This is a genomic window from Brevibacterium otitidis (assembly GCF_042429315.1).
GTDB lineage: Bacteria > Actinomycetota > Actinomycetes > Actinomycetales > Brevibacteriaceae > Brevibacterium > Brevibacterium otitidis.
The window spans coordinates 13,315-32,532 of the sequence record NZ_JBHMAU010000066.1; the positions used below are offsets into that span (position 1 = coordinate 13,315).

General features: G+C 67.7%; 13 protein-coding genes. 3 read left to right on the top strand and 10 right to left on the bottom strand.

Features of this window, described 5'->3' with window-relative positions:
* Nucleotides 1-324 precede the first annotated feature (324 nt).
* From tkt to ACFFN1_RS09880, 3 genes are read left to right on the top strand one after another with little or no spacing between them, the layout of a single operon-like run.
* The gene (gene tkt, locus ACFFN1_RS09870) at nucleotides 325-2,403 is read left to right on the top strand and encodes a transketolase (protein WP_376840561.1); all 2,079 of its coding nucleotides are present in this window, start codon (nucleotides 325-327) and stop codon (nucleotides 2,401-2,403) included.
* Nucleotides 2,403-3,512 (top strand): transaldolase, encoded by a 1,110-nt coding sequence (gene tal, locus ACFFN1_RS09875; protein WP_376840562.1) that lies wholly within the window; start codon nucleotides 2,403-2,405, stop codon nucleotides 3,510-3,512. The genes tkt and tal overlap by 1 nt, the downstream gene beginning before the upstream one ends.
* Nucleotides 3,509-5,128, top strand: a complete 1,620-nt coding sequence (locus ACFFN1_RS09880; protein ID WP_376840563.1) for a phosphoglucose isomerase-related protein — start codon at nucleotides 3,509-3,511, stop codon at nucleotides 5,126-5,128. Before tal ends, ACFFN1_RS09880 begins: the two co-directional genes overlap by 4 nt.
* Before the next feature lie 134 nt (nucleotides 5,129-5,262).
* On the opposite strand, the gene secG is transcribed toward ACFFN1_RS09880, so the two are convergent.
* The 10 genes from secG to ACFFN1_RS09930 all read right to left on the bottom strand — a co-directional run bounded on the left by secG (nucleotide 5,263) and on the right by ACFFN1_RS09930 (nucleotide 19,193).
* Nucleotides 5,263-5,511, bottom strand: a complete 249-nt coding sequence (gene secG, locus ACFFN1_RS09885; RefSeq protein ID WP_376840564.1) for a preprotein translocase subunit SecG — start codon at nucleotides 5,509-5,511, stop codon at nucleotides 5,263-5,265.
* A 47-nt stretch (nucleotides 5,512-5,558) separates the two neighbouring features.
* Nucleotides 5,559-6,347 carry a triose-phosphate isomerase gene (tpiA, locus tag ACFFN1_RS09890; RefSeq protein ID WP_376840565.1) on the bottom strand — a complete coding sequence of 263 codons (789 nt, stop codon included), beginning with the start codon at nucleotides 6,345-6,347 and terminating at the stop codon, nucleotides 5,559-5,561.
* 10 nt (nucleotides 6,348-6,357) lie between these two features.
* Nucleotides 6,358-7,581 (bottom strand): phosphoglycerate kinase, encoded by a 1,224-nt coding sequence (locus ACFFN1_RS09895; RefSeq protein ID WP_376840566.1) that lies wholly within the window; start codon nucleotides 7,579-7,581, stop codon nucleotides 6,358-6,360.
* A gap of 77 nt (nucleotides 7,582-7,658) precedes the next feature.
* Complete coding sequence (gap, locus tag ACFFN1_RS09900; RefSeq protein ID WP_376840567.1) at nucleotides 7,659-8,663, bottom strand: type I glyceraldehyde-3-phosphate dehydrogenase; 1,005 nt, start codon at nucleotides 8,661-8,663, stop codon at nucleotides 7,659-7,661.
* Nucleotides 8,664-8,789: 126 nt separating this feature from the next.
* Complete coding sequence (gene whiA, locus ACFFN1_RS09905) at nucleotides 8,790-9,773, bottom strand: DNA-binding protein WhiA (protein WP_376840568.1); 984 nt, start codon at nucleotides 9,771-9,773, stop codon at nucleotides 8,790-8,792.
* Between the two features lie 32 nt (nucleotides 9,774-9,805).
* Nucleotides 9,806-10,789 carry a gluconeogenesis factor YvcK family protein gene (locus ACFFN1_RS09910; RefSeq protein WP_376840704.1) on the bottom strand — a complete coding sequence of 328 codons (984 nt, stop codon included), beginning with the start codon at nucleotides 10,787-10,789 and terminating at the stop codon, nucleotides 9,806-9,808.
* A 116-nt stretch (nucleotides 10,790-10,905) separates the two neighbouring features.
* Entirely contained in the window at nucleotides 10,906-11,811 is a 906-nt protein-coding gene (gene rapZ, locus ACFFN1_RS09915) for an RNase adapter RapZ (RefSeq protein WP_376840569.1), read from the bottom strand.
* Entirely contained in the window at nucleotides 11,804-13,741 is a 1,938-nt protein-coding gene (uvrC, locus tag ACFFN1_RS09920) for an excinuclease ABC subunit UvrC (protein ID WP_376840570.1), read from the bottom strand. The genes rapZ and uvrC overlap by 8 nt, the downstream gene beginning before the upstream one ends.
* A gap of 2 nt (nucleotides 13,742-13,743) precedes the next feature.
* On the bottom strand, nucleotides 13,744-16,617 hold the full coding sequence (gene uvrA, locus ACFFN1_RS09925) for an excinuclease ABC subunit UvrA (RefSeq protein ID WP_376840571.1): 2,874 nt from the start codon (nucleotides 16,615-16,617) through the stop codon (nucleotides 13,744-13,746).
* Nucleotides 16,618-16,664: 47 nt separating this feature from the next.
* Nucleotides 16,665-19,193 carry a DEAD/DEAH box helicase gene (locus ACFFN1_RS09930; protein ID WP_376840572.1) on the bottom strand — a complete coding sequence of 843 codons (2,529 nt, stop codon included), beginning with the start codon at nucleotides 19,191-19,193 and terminating at the stop codon, nucleotides 16,665-16,667.
* Nucleotides 19,194-19,218: the final 25 nt, after the last annotated feature.

Here is a 19,218-nt window from a genome sequence, read left to right on the forward strand (position 1 = left end):
GTCCATCAGGGGCACGGCCGGGCTGCGGCGTCTCCGCCGACACGCGGCCAACTGCCCTTATTCTACTCGTCGTCGAGTTAAATTCCACTTCCGTCCCCACGCCCGTGTCCCCGTGGGAACCATGCCCGCCCACCCGACTCTCACCGCGCCCGAGGCGGGGGCCGGCTGGGGCGTGCGGGCCGCCTCGGCGGCGGCGACCCGGCGGCCTGTGCCGGTCGTCGCACAGCCCGTCACGAACGCCTGCCGGCACAGTTCCCCACAGCTGTGCCGGACGGGTAGAGTCAGAGGTGGACAACCGTTGATGAGAAGGATTGATTCAGCCACATGAGCTCCCTCCCCTGGTCCGCCGCTGACCGCACCGCTGTCGACACCGCCCGCCTGCTTGCCGCCGACGCCGTGCAGAAGGCCGGCAACGGTCATCCGGGCACCGCGATGAGCCTGGCCCCAGTCGCCTACTACCTCTATCAGCATGCGATGGTCCACGACCCTGCGGATCCGCAGTGGATCGGCCGGGACCGCTTCGTCCTCTCTGCGGGACATTCGAGCCTCACCCAGTACATCCAGCTCTACTTCAGCGGCTACGGCCTGGAGCTCGACGACCTCAAGGCGCTGCGGCAGTGGGGTTCGCTCACCCCCGGCCACCCGGAGGTCGGCCACACCGACGGCGTGGAGATCACCACCGGCCCGCTCGGCTCGGGTCTGGCCTCCGCTGTCGGCATGGCGATGGCTGCACGCCGGGAGCGCGGGCTCTTCGATCCGGAGACCGCAGCCGGAAAGTCCGTCTTCGACCACCGCATCTTCGTCATCGCCGGTGACGGCGACCTGCAGGAAGGCGTGTCCTCGGAGGCCTCTTCGCTGGCCGGCACCCAGAACCTCGGCAATCTCATCGTCATCTGGGACGACAACCGGATCTCCATCGAAGACGACACCTCGATCGCCTTCACCGAGGACGTCGAGGCCCGCTATGCGGCCTACGGCTGGCACGTCCAGCACGTCGACTTCCTCGGCGACGGCGAGTACCGCGAGGACATCGACGCCCTGCATGCTGCCGTCGAAGCCGCCAAGGCCGATCCGCGCCCGTCCTTCATCCGCCTGTCGACGATCATCGCCTGGCCCACCCCGACCGCACAGGGCACTGGGGCCTCCCATGGTGCCGCGCTCGGCGCCGAGGAGATCGCCGAGACGAAGAAGCTCCTCGGCTTCGACCCGGAGGTCGACTTCGCCGTCGCTGACGACACCCTCGCCCACGTCCGGCAGGTCCGCGACCGGGCAGCCGCGGTGCGCAGCGACTGGGATGCCCGCTACCAGCAGTGGCGCGCCGCCGAACCCGAACGCGCCGCACTGCTCGACCGCCTGCAGGCCGCTGCGCTGCCTGACGGCCTGGCGGAGCTGTTCCCGGTCTTCGAGGCCGACGGCAAGGGCGTGGCCACGCGTGCCGCCTCGGGCACCGTCCTCAATGCGATCGCCGGTGCGATGCCGGAGTTGTGGGGCGGCTCCTCGGACCTGGCTGGCTCGAACAACACCCTCATCAAGGATGATGTGTCCTTCCTGCCGCCGGAGCGCAGCTCGGCGATGTTCGCCGGCGAGCTCTACGGCCGCAATCTGCACTTCGGTGTGCGCGAGTTCGCCGCGGCGCTCATCTGCAACGGCATCGCCCTGCACGGACCGACCCGCCCGTACAACGGCACCTTCCTCGTGTTCTCCGACTACCAGCGCCCGGCCGTCCGCCTGGCAGCCCTCCAGCAGCTGCCGACGGTCTTCGTGTGGACCCACGATTCGATCGGCCTCGGCGAGGACGGCCCGACCCACCAGCCGGTCGAGCACCTGTCCTCGCTGCGCGCGATCCCCGGCCTCGACGTCGTCCGGCCGGCCGATGCCAATGAGACTGCCGAGGCGTGGAAGCAGATCCTCACCCGCACCGATGGGCCCTCCGGTCTCGTCCTCACCCGCCAGGCCGTCCCGGTGCTCGATCGCAGCGAACTGGCCCCCGCCTCGGGAACGGCGCGCGGCGGCTACATCCTCAAGGACTGCACCGGCACCCCGGACGTCATCCTCATGGCCTCCGGCTCCGAGGTGGAGGTCGCGCTGGCAGCCGCCGCGACCCTGCGGGAGCAGGGCCGGGCAGTGCGCGTCGTGTCGATGCCGTGCTTCGAATGGTTCGCCGCCCAGGACGAGGACTACCGCACCTCGGTGCTGCCGGATGCGGTGGCCGCCCGCGTGAGCGTCGAGGCCGGCATCGCCCAGAGCTGGCACCAGTTCCTCGGCACTCACGGACGTGCCGTCTCGCTGGAGCACTTCGGCGCCTCGGCGGACTACAAGCGCCTGTACCAGGAGTTCGGCATCACCGCCGAGGCCGTGGTCGCAGCAGCAGAAGAGAGCATCTCCGCAGTGGAAGGACGATGATGACCGATCGACTCGCTCAGCTCAGCCGCGCCGGAGTCTCCGTCTGGCTCGACGACCTGTCCCGCTCCCGCATCACCTCCGGCTCCCTCGGCAGGCTCATCGTCGACAGGAGCGTTGTGGGTGTGACGACGAATCCGACGATCTTCGCAGCGGCGTTGGCCGACGGCGAAGCCTATGACGCCCAGGTCCGCGAGCTCGCGGCAGCCGGCACCCGCGTCGACGCTGCGATCGACGCCCTCACCTGCCACGATGTGGCACAGGCGGCCGATATCCTCGCGCCGATCTACCGCTCCTCCGGCGGCGTCGACGGGCGCGTGTCGATCGAGGTGCCCCCGCATCTGGCGCATGACACCGAAGGCACCGTCGAATGCGCCCGCAAGCTGTGGGAGATGATCGACCGGCCGAACGTCCTCATCAAGATCCCCGCGACCGAGGAGGGGATGCTCGCCATCGCCCGCACCCTCGGCGAGGGCATCAGCGTCAACGTCACCCTGATCTTCGCGCTCGACCGGTACCGCAAGGTCGTCGAGGCGTTCATCAGCGGTCTGGAGCGGGCTCGCGAGGCCGGCCGGGACATCTCCCGGATCCATTCGGTCGCCTCGATCTTCGTCTCCCGCGTCGACACCGAGATCGACAAGCGCCTCGACGCGATCGGCACGGAGAAGGCGCTGAGCCTCAAGGGTCAGGCCGGCATCGCGAACTGCCGGCTCGCTTTCGAGATCGCCTCCCAGCTGTACGACAGTGAGCGCTGGGACGTCCTCGCAGCCGCAGGTGCGCACCGGCAGCGTCCCCTGTGGGCCTCGACCGGCACGAAGAACCCGGACTACCCCGACACCCTCTATGTCAGCGAGCTCGTCACCGACGGCGTCGTGAATACGATGCCGGAGAAGACGCTGGAGGCCTTCGCCGATCACGGCGAGCTGCACGGCGACACCGTGGCCGGCCGCCATGTCGCTGCCGATGAGCTGTTCGACCAGCTGGCCGTCTTGGGCATCGACTACGCCGAGGTGATGGACGTCCTCGAGCGCGACGGCCTGGAGAAGTTCGATGCCAGCTGGGCTGAACTTGTTGAAACCGTCACCCGCCAGCTCGAAGGAGCGACGTCATGACCCTCTCACTCGGCTACCCATCCCCTGCAGAGTTCGACGACGAGGTCCGCGATCTCGTCACCGCCCGCGCCGCCTCGCGGATCACCTCCGGTGACCACACCCTGTGGGGTGAGGCCGCTGAGGAGGAGGCCGCCAAGCGCCTCGGCTGGGTGCGGCTTCCGGACACGTCCGTGGAGCTGCTCGACGACATCGCCCGGCTGCGCGAGGAGCTCGTGGCCGAAGGCATCGACCATGTGACCCTGTGCGGTATGGGCGGATCTTCGCTCGCCCCCGAGGTCATCTGCGCCACCGCTGGCGTGTTCCTCGAAGTCGTCGATACGACCGATCCGAGCCAGATCGCCGAGGCGATCGGCACCGACCTGGAGCGCAGCGTCGTCGTCGTGGCCTCGAAGTCCGGTTCGACGATCGAGACCGAGTCGCAGCGCCGCGCCTTCGTCGAGGCCTTCGAGGCCGCCGGCATACCGGCCGCTTCCCGGATGGTCGTGGTGACGGACCCGGGATCGCCGCTGGGCCAGCTGGCTGAGCGTGAGGGCTACCGCAGGGTCTTCTACGCCGATCCCACCGTCGGCGGCCGGTTCTCCGCCCTCAGCGCCTTCGGGCTCGTTCCCGCCGGCCTGGCCGGTGCCGATATCGCCGGGCTGCTCGCTGAGGCCCGCGAGATCGCTCCACAGCTGGCAGAGGATTCTGCAGACAACCCGGCGCTCCGCCTCGGCGCGTTCCTGGGTGTGGCCCATGCCCGCGACACCGACAAGCTCGTCATCGCCGACACCACCTCTCCGATCGTCGGGCTGGGCGCCTGGCTGGAGCAGCTGCTGGCCGAATCGACCGGCAAGGACGGCGAGGGCATCCTCCCGGTCGTCGTCGAAGGCCCGCAGGCTCCCGGCTTCGCTGACGCCCGCGCCGATGCGCTGCTCATGTACGTCGGCGAGATCGACGGTGAGGCTGCTCCCCCATCAGGGTTCGCCTGCGCTGTCGACTATCCGCTCGGTGCGCAGTTCCTGCTGTGGGAGTACGTCACCGCGATCACCGGCTTCAGCATCGGCATCAACCCCTTCGATCAGCCCGATGTGGAAGCGGCCAAGGCCAGCGCCCGCGCCCTGCTCGCTCAGGACTCCGCCGCAGAGGCTGAGGAGCCGCTCTTCACCGACGGAGCGGTCGAGGTCTACGGCTCCCCGCACCTGCTCGAAGGTGTCGACAGCGTCGAAGGCGCGCTGCGCGCACTCGCCGCGACGGCCGACGAGTACGGGTACCTCGCGATCCAGGCGTTCCTCGACCGGCTCAGCGATCGCCGTGCCGAGCTCATCCGCCAGGCGGCAGCGCTGCGCACCGGCCTGCAGACGACGCTCGGCTGGGGTCCGCGCTATCTGCACTCGACCGGCCAGTATCACAAGGGCGGCCGTCCCAATGGCGTGTTCCTGCAGATCACCGGCAGCACCCGGGCTGATGTGCTGATCCCCGATGAGAGCTACAGCTTCGGTCAGCTGCAGGCTGCGCAGGCCGCCGGAGATGCCGATGTGCTCACCGACCGCGGCCGACCTGTCGTGCGGATGCACCTGCGCGACCGGGCCGAGGGCATCTCCGAGATCCTCGCAGCCTTCGGATTCGACGACGCCTGATGAGCGGCTGAGGCTGCAGAGCATGCGCATGCTCTGCAGCCTCAGCCGCTGGGTGCTGCGGACAGTAGCGATACAGAGAAGCAGGTGGGGCCGGCGAGTGATCGCTGGCCCCACCTGCTGTCATTCAGCTGTGCTCAGCCCTGGAAGCGGACCATGAGCCCCAGCAGCACGATGGACGCCACCCAGACGATCGCGACCAGCGTGGTGAAGCGGTTGAGGTTGCGCTCGGCAACACCCGAGGACCCGAGATTGGAGCTCATGCCGCCACCGAACATGTCCGACATACCGCCGCCCTTGCCCTTGTGCAGGAGGATGAGCAGGGTGAGGAAGATGCTGGTGAGCACGAGGATGCTCGTCAGTGTCCACGTGAGGATCGAATCCACAGTTGTCTGCCTTTGCGTACGTTGAGGTAATGATGCTGAGTGAGAGTCTACTTCGATGACGCCGCACGACACAACGAGGCGAACCCCTCGGGGTCGAGACTCGCACCGCCGACCAGCGCGCCGTCGACATCGTCATGTGCGACGATCTCTGCGACGTTCTCAGCTTTGACGCTGCCGCCGTAGAGCAGCCGCACTCCCGCGGCGAACTCCGGGCTGAAGAGCTCCCCGAGGCGGGCGCGGATCGCCGTGCACATCTCGGCTGCGTCCGCAGCGGTCGCCGTCTCCCCGGTGCCGATCGCCCAGACGGGCTCATAGGCGATAACGAGCTCGGAGAGCTCATCTGCGGTCCGCCCGTCGAGCGCCCGCTCGACCTGGCCGAGGGTGAAGGCGACATGCTCGCCGGCCTGCCGGGTCTCCAGCGATTCGCCGACGCACAGGATCGGGGCGAGCTCATGCCGCAGCGCGGCCTGCAGCTTGGCGCTCACGACCTCATCGGTCTCCGCATGGTGTGCCCGGCGTTCGCTGTGGCCAACGATGACGTAGCTGCAGCGCAGCCGATTGAGGAAGGCGCCGGAGACCTCGCCGGTGTAGGCGCCGTCATCATGTGCTGACAGGTCCTGGGCACCGTAGGCGATCGGCAGCTTGTCGCCCTGGACGAGGGTCTGCACGGAGCGGATGTCGGTGAAGGGCGGCAGCACCGCCACTTCCGTCTGCTCCGGATCGACCCGGTTGTCCTTGAGCGACCAGGCCAGCTTCTGCACCGTGGAGATCGCCTGCAGGTGATCGAGGTTCATCTTCCAGTTCCCCGCCAGCAGCAGGGTGCGAGTCGTCGTCATCGTTCCTCTTTCAGTCGGCGAGTGCGTCCAGGCCCGGAAGGGTCTTCCCCTCAAGATACTCGAGGCTGGCGCCGCCGCCGGTGGAGATGTGGCCGAACTGCTCGTCGGCGAAGCCGAGGCTGCGCACCGCGGCAGCCGAGTCGCCGCCGCCGACGACGGTCAGCCGGCCGTCGGCCTGGCCGCCGTGGTCATCGGTCAGCGCTGCTGCCACCGCGCGGGTGCCGGCAGCGAAGGCCCGGAACTCGAAGACGCCCATCGGGCCGTTCCAGAACACGGTCTTGGCTGCGGCGATCCGCTCAGCATAGGCCTGCGCCGTCGCCGGGCCGATGTCGAGGCCGACACCGTCTGCGCCGGCGGGAGTCGATTCGAGGGCGTCGCTGCTGACCGTCCAGTGCTCGGCATCGGCGGCGAAAGAGGCGGCCATGACGATATCGGTCGGCAGCAGGATCTCGACGCCGCGCTCCTCAGCGGTGGCGAGGTAGCCCTTGACGGTGTCGATCTGATCCTCTTCGAGCAGGCTGGAGCCGATCGCGTGGCCCTGGGCCTTGAGGAAGGTGAAGAGCATGCCGCCGCCGATGACGAGGGTGTCGGCACGTTCGAGCAGGCTGGCGATGACGCCGAGCTTGTCGGAGACCTTCGAGCCGCCGAGCACGACAACATAGGGGCGGGCCGGGTCGTGGAGCAGCCGGTCGCAGACCTCGACTTCGGCTGCGACGAGGCCGCCGGCCATATGCGGCAGACGCTGGGCGATGTCGTAGACGCTCGCCTGCTTGCGGTGCACAACACCGAAGCCGTCGGAGACATAGACATCGGCGAGAGCGGCGAGCTCATCGGCGAAGGCACCGCGCTCGGCATCGTCCTTGGAGGTCTCGCCCGGGTTGAAGCGCAGGTTCTCCAGCAGCAGGATCTCGCCGTCAGCCAGGGCGGCGGCCTTGGCCTTGGCATCCTCGCCGACGGTGTCGGCTGCGAATTGGACGTCGCGGCCGACCGCCTCGGACAGGGCGGCGACGACAGGCTTGAGGGAGTACTTCTCCTCCGGGACGCCCTTCGGCCGGCCGAGGTGCGCCATGACGATGACCTTGGCCCCGGCCTCGGCGAGGCTGCGCAGCGTCGGTGCGGAGGCGACGATGCGGCCGGTGTCGGTGATCGTGGTGCCGTCCATCGGAACGTTGAGGTCGCTGCGCACGAGCACTCGCTTGCCGGCGAGCTCTGCCGGATGCTCCAGTTTCTTCACTGTCGTACCTTCCTGTGAGGGTGCCGCGCCCGGCAGGCGCGTGTGCCTGCCGGGGAAAGACGGGATGCGGTTGCTGATCAGAGGGACGAGCCGACGAATTCGACCATGTCGAACAGGCGCTGCGAGTAGCCCCATTCGTTGTCGTACCAGGAGACGACCTTGACCTGGTTGCCGACGATCCGGGTGAGCTGGGCATCGAAGATCGAGGAGTACTCGCTCATGACGATGTCCGAGGAGACGATCGGGTCCTCGGTGTAGCCGAGGATGCCCTCGAGCTCGCCTTCCGAGGCCTTCTTCACCGCGGCGTTGATCTCCTCGACGGTGACCTGCTGCTGAGGCGTGAAAGTCAGGTCGACGAGCGAGCCGGTCGGCACCGGGACGCGGACAGCGAAGCCGTCGAGGCGGCCCTTGAGCTGCGGCAGCACCTCGGCGACGGCCTTGGCCGCACCGGTGGTGGTCGGCACGATGTTGATCGCGGCGGCACGCGCGCGGCGCAGATCCTTGTGGGCGGCGTCGACGATGTTCTGGTCGCCGGTGTAGGCGTGCACCGTCGTCATGAGGCCGGCTTCGATGCCGAAGGCATCGTCGAGGACCATCGCCAGCGGGGCCAGGCAGTTCGTCGTGCACGAGGCGTTCGAGATGACGTGCTGGGTCTCCGGATCATAGGTGCTGTCGTTGACGCCCATAACGAAGGAGCCGTCGATGCCCTTGCCCGGCGCGGAGAGCACGACCTTCTTGGCACCGGATTCCAGGTGCACGCCGGCGGCTTCGCGGGTGCGGAACTTGCCAGTGGCTTCGACGACGACATCGACGCCGAGGCCGGCCCAGTCGATGTTGTGCGGATCCTTCTCCTCCGAGGCGTGGATCCGGGTGCCGTCGACGGTGAGCGATTCATCATCGTGGTCGATGGTGCCGGGGAATCGGCGCCACACCGAGTCGTAGCGGAGCAGGTGTGCGAGGTGTTCGTTGTCGGTCAGGTCATTGATCGCGACGATCTCCACGTCGGTGTCGACTTCAAATGCCTGACGCAGGAACGAGCGGCCGATGCGGCCGAAGCCGTTGATGCCTACGCGAATGGACATTCCGATTCCTCCTGAGATTCAGCGGGTAGATGAGGGTCGGCTGGGATTGCACTCTTCATCCTAGTCACGCTGGGGCCGGCTCTGCAGGCTCAGCGGGGCGTGCATATGAAGCTCCGGTGAACTGTGTCAGGCATCCTCGAGCATGTCCGGGGTCAGGCTCGCTTCGGTGTCGGGGATCCCGAGCTCATCGGCCTTCTTGTCCGCGGTTGCGAGCAGCCGCCGGATCCGCCCGGCGATGGCATCCTTCGTCATCGGCGGATCGGCGTGCTGGCCGAGCTCCTCCAGGGAGGCCTGCTTGTGCTTGAGGCGCAGCTCACCGGCGTATTTGAGGTGGTCGGGGATCTCCTCGCCGAGGATCTCGAAGGCTCGTTCGACGCGCGCTCCCGAGGCGACGGCTGCGCGGGCAGAGCGGCGCAGATTGGCATCGTCGAAGTTCGCCAGCCGGTTGGCGGTGGCGCGCACTTCCCGGCGCATCCGCCTCTCCTCCCAGACGAGCCGGGTCGGCTCGGCGCCCATATTCGTCAGCAGATCGCCGATCGCCTCCCCGTCGCGGATGACGACGCGGTCGACGCCGCGCACCTCGCGGGCCTTGGCGGCGATGCCGAGGCGGCGGGCGGAGCCGACGAGGGCAAGCGCCGCCTCGGGACCGGGGCAGGTGATCTCCAGTGCCGAGGAGCGGCCGGGCTCGGTCAGCGAGCCATGGGCGAGGAACGCGCCGCGCCACGCGGCCTGCGCATCGGCCAAGGAGCCGTTGACGATGACCGAGGGCAGGCCCCGGACCGGCCGGAGCCGGCCGTCGATGAGCCCGGTCTGGCGGGCCAGTGCGGCCCCGTCGTTGGCGACGCGCACGAGGTAGCGGCTGCTGCGGTGGATGCCGGAGGCGCCGATGACGACGACATCAGCGGAGTGGCCGAACAGCGACTTGATCTCGGCGCGCAGCCGGCGGGCGACGATGTTCGTGTCGACCTCGGCCTCGATGACGATGGTCCCGGCGACGATGTGCAGGGCGTTGGTGAACCGCAGGATCGTCGACACCTCGGCCTTGCGGGCGGAGATCCGGGTGACGCTCACGCGTGCGAGCTCATCCTTGACCTGAGCTGTCAGTGCCATTGCATCGTGTCCTTTCCCTTGTCCACCGGCGCTCACCACTGCTCGTCGACATTGATGCCGGCGTCGAGCAGCACATCACGGTAGCAGGCGGCGAGTTTGAGGCTGTCGTGCTGGCTCTCCTTGCGTCCGCGCAGCGGCCGGGTCCACAGCTGGGAGCCGAAGAGGCGCTGGGCTTTGGCTTCGAGCTCTGGTTCGCTCGCAGCTGCGTCCTCATCGACGAGAACGTAGTCGAAGCGCAGCCGCGGAGCATGCGAGTGCAGCGATTCGAGGTGGTCGCAGAGGCTGAGGTTGCGGGTCTCGGCGCGGGCTCCCGGCAGGTTGAGGGTGAGGGTGCGCAGCGCATTCGAGGTGAAGATCGCCTCGGCGAGGTCTGGGACGAGCAGGTGCGGCATGACCGAGGTGTACCAGGAGCCGGGCCCGAGGTTGAGGATCTCGGCGGCCTGCACCGCCTCAATCGTCTCGGCACGGGCCGGCGGGTTGTGCGGGACGAGACGGACTTCGCGCAGGTGCCCGCCGGTGGCGGCGAGGGCAGACTGCCCGTGCACCACCTCGGGAGCGGTCCCGGGTGCGAACTCGACATCGCCTTCGATGCGCAGCGGCAGCGAGGACATCGGCAGCACGCGGCCGTGGGCGCGCAGCAGGCGCGCCATCCAGTCGAGGCCTTCGACGTGGTCGCCGAGCAGCTGCCACAGCGCGGAGATGAGCAGATTGCCGACCGAGTGGTCGTGCAGCGGGCCATCGGATGTGAAGCGGCTCTGGATGACATCGCGCCAGACGCGGCCCCATTCGCCGTCATCGCACAGCGCGGCCAGGGCCATGCGCAGATCGCCCGGCGGCAGACCGCCGAGCTCCTGCCGCAGCCGGCCGGAGGAGCCGCCGTCATCGGCGACGGTGACGACGGCGGTGAGGTTCTCCGTCAGCAGGCGGAAGGCACGCAGCGCGGCATAGAGGCCGTGGCCGCCGCCGAAGGACACGACTTCCGGTCCGCCGCTGCTGCGGCTGGCGCGCGCGGACATGTACAGCGGCAGCTCTTCGGTGCCCGGCGCACGCACGCTCGTCGTGTAGCGGTGCTGGACGGGCGGTGTGAAGGCCGGCGACTGGTGCGGGTACGGCTGCTCTGGGTGCTGGGACATTATTCGCGCCCCAGATCCCTGTGCCGGACGGTGACGGAGGTATCGGGGCGTTCGGCCAGCCGGCGGCCGAGCATCTCGCTCATGACGACCGAGCGGTGCTTGCCGCCAGTGCAGCCGATCGCGACCGTCATATGTGAGCGGTTCTCCCGCTTGTAGCCTTCGATGACGACGTCGAGGGCGCCGAGGTAGCGGTCGAGGAAGGTGAGGGCAGCGTCCTGGCCGAGGACGAAGTCGCGCACCGGCTCTTCGGTGCCGTTGTGGCGGCGCAGCTCCGGAATCCAGTAGGGATTGGGCAGGAAGCGCACATCAGCCATATGGTCGGCGTCGACCGGGGCGCCGTACTTGAAGCCGAAGCTCTGCACGGTCAGGCGCAGCCGGTGGTCGTTGCAGCCGCCGAGCAGGGAGTGCACGCGGGCGCGCAGCTGGTGGACGTTGAAGTCGCTCGTGTCGATGAGGATGTCGGACTGATCGCGCAGCGGCGCCAGGGCCCTGCGCTCCTCGCTGATGCCGCCGGTGAGCGTGCCTTCGCCCTGCAGCGGGTGCGGACGGCGGACCGATTCGAAGCGGCGGACAAGCGCCTCATCGGAGGCGTCGAGGAACAGGACCTTGATGTTGAGTCCCTGCGCCCGGTAGGCCGTCAGCGTCTGCTTGAGCTCGGAGAACATCTGTCGGGTGCGCACATCGGTGACGACGGCGACCTTCGGCAGGGAGCCGTCGGCGCGTGCGACGAGGTCGACGAGCGGCGGGATCATCTGCAGCGGGAGGTTGTCGACGACGTACCAGTCCATGTCCTCCAGGGCATTGGCCGCGGTCGAACGGCCGGCACCGGACATGCCGGTCAGCAGCAGGACTTCGACATCGTCGGCGGCGGCGTCGACAGCTGGCGGAGCGGGCGTCTCAGTCATCGGCGGTCTCTTTCGCAGCGGTCTCGTGTGGTTCAACAGTATCGGATCCTCCGGCCGGTGTATCGGTTGCCGGCTCCGAATGCAGCGCCTGTGCGATCTTCTCCGCCAGTGCCGGTCCGATGCCCGGGGCTGCCTGCAGCTCTTCGGGATCGGCGGCGCGGATCCGCTTGACGGAGCCGAAGTGCTTGAGCAGCGCCTTCTGCTTGGCCGCGCCGAGACCCGGGATGCCGTCGAGCGCTGACTTCCGCTGCGCTTTGGTGCGCTTCTGCTGGTGGTAGCGGATGGCGAAGCGGTGGGCTTCATCGCGGATGCGCTGCAGCATGAACAGGCCTTCGGATCCGCGCGGCAGGATGACGGGGAATTCGTCTCCGGGCACCCACACCTCTTCGAGCCGTTTGGCCAGCCCGACGACGGAGATGTCGGTGATGCCGAGATCGTGGAGTGCCTGCAGAGCGGCATTCACCTGGGGCAGAGCGCCGTCGACGACGAGCAGGCTGGGCCGGTAGCCGAAGCGCTCATCCGGTTCATCCTCGCTCAGGCTCTCCAGATAGCGGGAGAACCGCCGGGAGACGACGTCGTACATTGCCGAGGTGTCATCGCGGGCGGCATCGCCGGTGATGGAGAAGCGGCGGTAGTCGCGCTTCTTCGCCAAGCCGTCTTCGAACACGACGAGCGAGCCGACGACGTTCTCGCCGGACATATGGGAGTTGTCGATGCATTCGATGCGCAGCGGCGGTTCTGCCAGATCGAGGGCCTGCTGGATCTCGGTAAGGGCCTCGCTGCGGGTGGTGAGGTCCGAGGCGCGCTGCATCTTGTGCCGCATGAGCGCCTGTTCGGCGTTCTTGTGCACGGTGTCGAGCGCGGCCTTCTTCTCGCCGCGCTGCGGCACGCGCACCTCGACCTTCGCCCCGCGGCGTTCCGACAGCCATGCGGTGACGAGGTCGACGTCGCTGGGCAGCGTGTCGACGAGGATCTCGCGTGGGATGGCGTCAGCGTCGATATCGCTGTACGCCTGCCGCAGATAGTCGAGGGTGAGCTCTTCGGGCGTGAGGTCCTGGAGGCGTTCGATGATCCACCCGCGCTGACCGCGGATGCGGCCGCCGCGCACATGGAAGACCTGCACGGAGGCTTCGAGCTCTTCGACGACCATGGAGAAGATGTCGACGTCGACGTTCTGCGACAGCACCACGGCGCTCTTGTCGAGCACCTTCTCCAGCGCCTGGATCTCGTCGCGCAGTTCGGCTGCCCGCTCATAGTCGAGGTTCTGGGCGGCTGCAGCCATCTCCCGCTGGCGGCTGGAGATGAACTGTCCGGTGTTGCCGCGCATGAAGTCTGCGACATTGCGGGCGAGCTGCTTGTGCTCCTCCGGGCTCACCCGGCCGACGCAGGGCGCGGCGCACTTGTCGATGTAGCCGAGCAGGCAGGGACGGTCCGACTGGCGGGCGCGCCGGAACACACCGTTCGTGCAGGTGCGCACCGGCCACGCTTTGAGCAGCAGGTCGAGGGTCTCCTTGATCGCCCACACCTGGGTGAAGGGACCGAAGTACGTCACCCCCTTCTTGCGCTTGCCGCGGGTGACGAAGGCGCGCGGATACTCGTCCTGCAGGGTGATCGCAAGATAGGGGTAGGACTTGTCGTCGCGGAACATGACGTTGAACCGGGGGCGGAACTCCCGGATCCACGTCCATTCGAGCTGCAGTGCCTCGACTTCGTTGTTGACGACAGTCCAGTCGACGGATGCAGCGGTGTGGACCATCATGAAGGTCCGCTGCATGAGCCCGGCCGGATTCCCGAAGTACGAGTTGAGGCGGGCGCGCAGATTCTTCGCCTTGCCGACGTAGATGACGCGCCGGTCGGCGTCGCGGAAGCGGTAGACGCCGGGCTGCGTCGGGATCTCGCCGGTGGCTGGACGATACTGACTGGGATCCACGGTCACGTCCGGTCGGCGAGCATCTCAGCGAGGAACTGTCCGGTGTAGGACGATTCCACCGCTGCCACCTCCTCGGGCGTGCCTTCGGCGATGACGGTGCCGCCGCCGCGGCCGCCTTCGGGACCCATGTCGACGATGTAGTCGGCAGCGCTGATGACGTCGAGGTTGTGTTCGATGACGATGACCGTATTGCCCTTGTCGACGAGCCCCTGCAGCACCCGCAGCAGCTTGCTGATGTCCTCGAAGTGCAGGCCCGTGGTCGGCTCATCGAGGACATAGACGGTGCGGCCGCGGGAGCGCTTCTGCAGCTCGGCTGCCAGCTTCACACGCTGTGCCTCACCGCCGGAGAGCGTCGTCGCCGGCTGCCCGAGGCGCACATAGCCCAGACCCACTTCGACGAGGGTGCGCAGATGCCGGGCGATGGCCGGAACAGCGGAGAAGAAGTCGGCGGCCTCTTCGATCGGCATATCGAGCACATCGGCGATGCTCTTGCCTTTGAACTTCGCCTCCAGGGTCTCGCGGTTGTAGCGGGCGCCCTGGCAGACCTCGCAGGGCACGTAGACATCGGGCAGGAAGTTCATCTCGATGCGGATCGTGCCGTCGCCGTGGCAGTTCTCGCAGCGGCCGCCCTTGACGTTGAAGGAGAAGCGGCCTGGCTGATAGCCGCGGATGCGGGCCACCTCGGTCTCGGCGAAAAGCTTGCGCACATGGTCGAACACGCCGGTGTAGGTGGCCGGGTTCGAGCGCGGGGTGCGGCCGATCGGCGACTGATCGACGTGGATGATCTTGTCGAGGTCTTCGTGTCCGGTGATCCGCTTGTGGCGGCCGGGCACCCGGTTGGCGCCGTTGAGGTCGTTGGCCAGCTGGGTGTAGAAGATGTCGTTGACGAGGGTCGACTTGCCGGATCCGGACACACCGGTCACGGCGGTGAAGACGCCCAGCGGCAGGGACACGGTGATGTCCTTGAGGTTGTTTTCCCGCGCGTGGTGGACGGTCACCATCCTCTTCCGGTCGACCGGCCGGCGCTCGGCGGGGATCTCGATGCTGCGCTCCCCGCTGAGATAGGCGCCGGTGATGGAGCGCTCGGCGCTCGTGAGCTGGCCGACCGGGCCGGAGTAGACGACCTCTCCCCCGTGCTCGCCGGCTCCGGGGCCGATGTCGACGATCCAGTCGGCTGCTTCGATCGTCTCCTCATCGTGTTCGACGACGATGAGGGTGTTGCCCAGATCGCGCAGTTTGAGCAGCGTCTCGATGAGCCGGCGGTTGTCCCGCTGGTGCAGGCCGATCGAGGGCTCGTCGAGCACATAGAGGACGCCGACGAGCCCGGAGCCGATCTGGGTGGCCAGGCGGATCCGCTGCGCTTCACCGCCGGAGAGCGTGCCGGCGGTGCGGTCGAGGCTGAGGTATTCGAGGCCGACATCGAGCAGGAAGCCGAGCCGAGCCCGGATCTCCTTCATCACCTGCGCGGCGATCGCGGCATCCCGGCCGCTGAGCTCGAGCCCGGAGAGGAAGTCCGCAGCCTGGTCGAGCGCCATGCGGGAGACATCGGCGATCGACTTGTCGGCGATCTTGACATGCAGCGCCTCCGGCTTGAGCCGGGTGCCGTCACAGGCCGCGCACGGAACGTGCCGCATATACGACTCATAGCGTTCGCGGGCATGATCCGATTCGGTCTCGCCGTGCTTGCGCAGAATGTACTGGAAGACCCCTTCGAAGCCGGTCGAGTAGGTGCGTTCGCGGCCGAACCGGTTCCGGTAGCGGACGTGGACCTGATAGTCCTTGCCCTCCAGGATCGCCTTCCGGTGGCTCTTCTTCAGCTCCTTCCACGGGGTGAGCAGATCGAAGCCGAGCTCATCGCCGAGTCCCTTGAGCAGCCGGTTGAAGTACTTCGCAGTCGTCTTGCCCTTCGACCACGGGGCGATCGCGCCATCGGCCAGGGACAGGTCCTCATCGGGCACGACGAGGGTCTCATCGACCTGCAGCCTGGTGCCGATGCCATCGCACACCGGGCAGGCGCCGAAGGGTGAGTTGAAGGAGAAGGTCCGCGGCTCGATCTCATCGACGGTGAGCGGATGGTCGTTCGGGCACGACATGTGCTCGGAGAAGGTCCGCGTCGTGCCCTCATCGACGAGTTCGACATCGAGGCGCCCACCTGCGGTGGCGAGAGCCGTCTCAACCGAATCGGTCACGCGCTGGCGGATGCCGTCCTTGGCGATGAGCCGATCGACGACGACGGAGATGTCGTGCTTGTACTGCTTCTCCAGCTTGGGCGGATGCGTCAGCTGCACCTGCTCCCCGTCGACGACGGCACGGGAGAAGCCCTTGGTCTGCAGGTCGGCGAACAGATCGGCGAACTCGCCCTTGCGGCCGCGCACGATCGGCGCCAGCACGATGAACTTCGTCCGCTCCGGCAGCGCCATCAGCTGATCGACGATATTCTGCGGGGTCTGCCGAGTGATCGGCTCGCCGCACTCGGGACAGTACGGGGTGCCGATCCGGGCCCACAGCAGGCGCAGGAAGTCGTACACCTCGGTGATGGTGCCGACGGTCGACCGCGGGTTCTTCGACGTCGACTTCTGGTCGATCGACACCGCCGGAGACAGACCCGCGATGAAGTCGACATCGGGCTTGTCCATCTGGCCGAGGAACATCCGCGCATAGGAGGACAGCGATTCGACGTAGCGCCGCTGTCCCTCCGCGAAGATCGTGTCGAAGGCCAGCGACGACTTCCCGGACCCGGACAGTCCGGTGAACACCACCATCGAATCGCGCGGAATCGCGATCTCGACGTTTTTGAGATTGTGCGCCCGAGCGCCCTTGACCCACAGCGTGTCGAGGTGCGAGACGCCGCGTTGGGCCGGTGATTGCGCGGTCATATCAGTCACGGTATGTACTTTAGTTCCCTTCGCAGACATCGGTGCTCTCAGCGCATCGGGCCGACGTCGAGGATCTCGACGACGACCTCTCCGGCGCTGTCGCTGGCGGCGACGTCGACGCGGGCGCTGATCGCCCAGTCGCGGTCGCCGTCGGGGTCGGCGAGGATCTGCCGCACGGTCCAGTGCTCCTCGCCTTCGGTGATCTGCACATACGCCGAGCTGCGGGCGTCAGCATCGATGCGCAGATCCCCGTATTCCTCATAGAAGTCTTCGATCGCGTCCTCCCAGGCCCGCGCGTCCCAGCCGGAGTCGCCGTCGAGCTCGCCCAGATGCTCATAGGCGGCGCGTTCGGCCAGCAGCACGCGGTGGAACATCGTGTTCCGGATGAGTGCAGTGAAACGCTTCCGATCGCTGCTGAGCGTCTGCGCGGTCTCCGGCAGCAGCGCGGGCTCATCATCCTCCCCGCCGCTCGTGTCGCGCAGCGCCTCCCACTCCTCGACGAGGCTGGAGTCGACGCGCGCAATGAGCTCGCCGAGCCAGTCGATGATCTCCTGCAGCCGCTCATCGACCGCATCGGCCGGCACATTCTGCACGAGCGCCCGGTAGACATCCATGAGATAGCGCAGCAGCCCGCCTTCGACCCGGGCGAGCCGGTAGTAGGCGACGAACTGGGAGAAGTTCATCGCCTGGTCGATCATATCGGCGACGATCGCCTTGGGTTCGAGACCCACCTCGCGCACCCACGGCGAGGTCTCGGCGTAGGCGTCGAAGGCGGTCTCGAGGATCTCCGCATTCGGCTGCGGGTATGTCAGCTCGTCGAGGATCGCCATCCGCTCGGTGTAGTCGACGCCGTCAGCCTTGAGGGTGGCGAGCTCCTCCTGCTTGATCCGGTCGAGCTGGCCCTTGAGGATCGCGAAGTGCACCGGCGTCGTCGCTTCGATGATTGAGAGCACATTGAGCGCCCAATCCTCACCGTCGCGGTCGAAGAGGTCGAGCGCGGCCAGCGCGAACGGCGAGAGCGGCTGGTTGAGGGCGAAGTGCGGGCCGAGGTCGCGCTGCAGCACGTAGCGGACCTCATCCTCCCCAGCCGGGCCCGAGGCGGGGGTCACCTCCCGGCGGATGACCTCCGAGCGCAGCAGGGCCCGGCCGATCTTGAGCGCCTTGAGGTAAAGCTCAATCTTCGCCGCTTCGGTCTCGTGGGTCGCGTCGATGAACCGGCGGATGGTGTGCACACCGCTGCCGGGCCGCGAGAGCAGATTGAGGATGGTCGCGTGATTCAGCTGCATGCGGGAGCGCAGCTCCTCCGGCTGCCCGGTCGTCAGCTGTTCGAAGGTCTCCTGAGACCAGCCGACGAAACCGGCCGGGGGCTGCTGCTTGCGGACCTTGCGGCGCTTCTTCGGATCGTCACCGGCTTTGGCGAGGGCCTTCTGGTTCTCGATGACATGTTCGGGAGCCTGCGCGACGACATAGCCGACGGAGTCGAAGCCGGCGCGCCCGGCACGTCCGGCGATCTGCTGGAACTCGCGCACGCTCAGCCGTCGCATCCGCCGGCCGTCGAACTTCGCCAGCCCGGTCAGCAGCACCGTGCGGATCGGCACGTTGATGCCGACGCCGAGGGTGTCGGTGCCGGAGATGATGCGCAGCAGGCCGGCACCGGCGAGCTGTTCCACCAGCCGCCGGTAGCGCGGCAACATCCCGGCATGGTGGACGCCGATGCCGTGGCTGAGCAGACGTCTGAGGATCTGGCCGAAGCCCTTGGCGAAGCGGAAGCCCTTGATCTCCGCGGCGATCGCCTCGCGCTCCTCGCGCGTGCACAGATTCGCGCTCACAATGCTGCTGGCCAGCGTGACGGCCTGCGCCTGCGCGAAGGACACGATGTAGACCGGCGCTCGGTCCTTCGTCATCAGCTGGCGCAGCGTCTCATGCAGCGGCTCTTCGGAGTAGCTGTACTCCAGCGGCACCGGCCGCGTCGCCGAGGTGACGAGGGACACCTCGCGTCCGGTGAGCTCGGTGAGGTCGGCGCTGATATGGGACATATCGCCGAGCGTCGCAGACATGAAGACGAACTGGGCCTGCGGCATCTCCAGCAGCGGCACCTGCCAGGCCCAGCCGCGCTGCGGGTCGCCGAAATAGTGGAACTCGTCCATGACGACGAGCCCGACATCGAGTGCCGAGCCTTCGCGCAGCGCCTGGTTGGCGAGGATCTCTGCCGTCGCGCAGATGATCGGGGCATCGGAGTTGACCGCTGAGTCGCCGGTGATCATGCCGACGTTCTCGGCACCGAGTGCCGCAGTGAGGTCGAAGAACTTCTCGCTCACCAGCGCTTTGATGGGCGCGGTGTAGTAGGCGCGGCAGCCGGTGCTGAGCGCAGAGTAGAGGGCTGCGAGGGCGACCATCGACTTGCCGGAGCCGGTCGGGGTGGCGACGATCGTGTGATCGCCGGCCAGCACGGAGAGGATCGCCTCCTCCTGCGCCTCATAGAGTTCGATGCCCTGCTCGCCGACGTAGTCGGTGAAGGCTGAGAACAGAGTGTCCGGATCGGCGTAGTCACTCGGAATCTCAGGCAGCGTGGGCACGCATGTCTCCTTCGGCGATGACGGG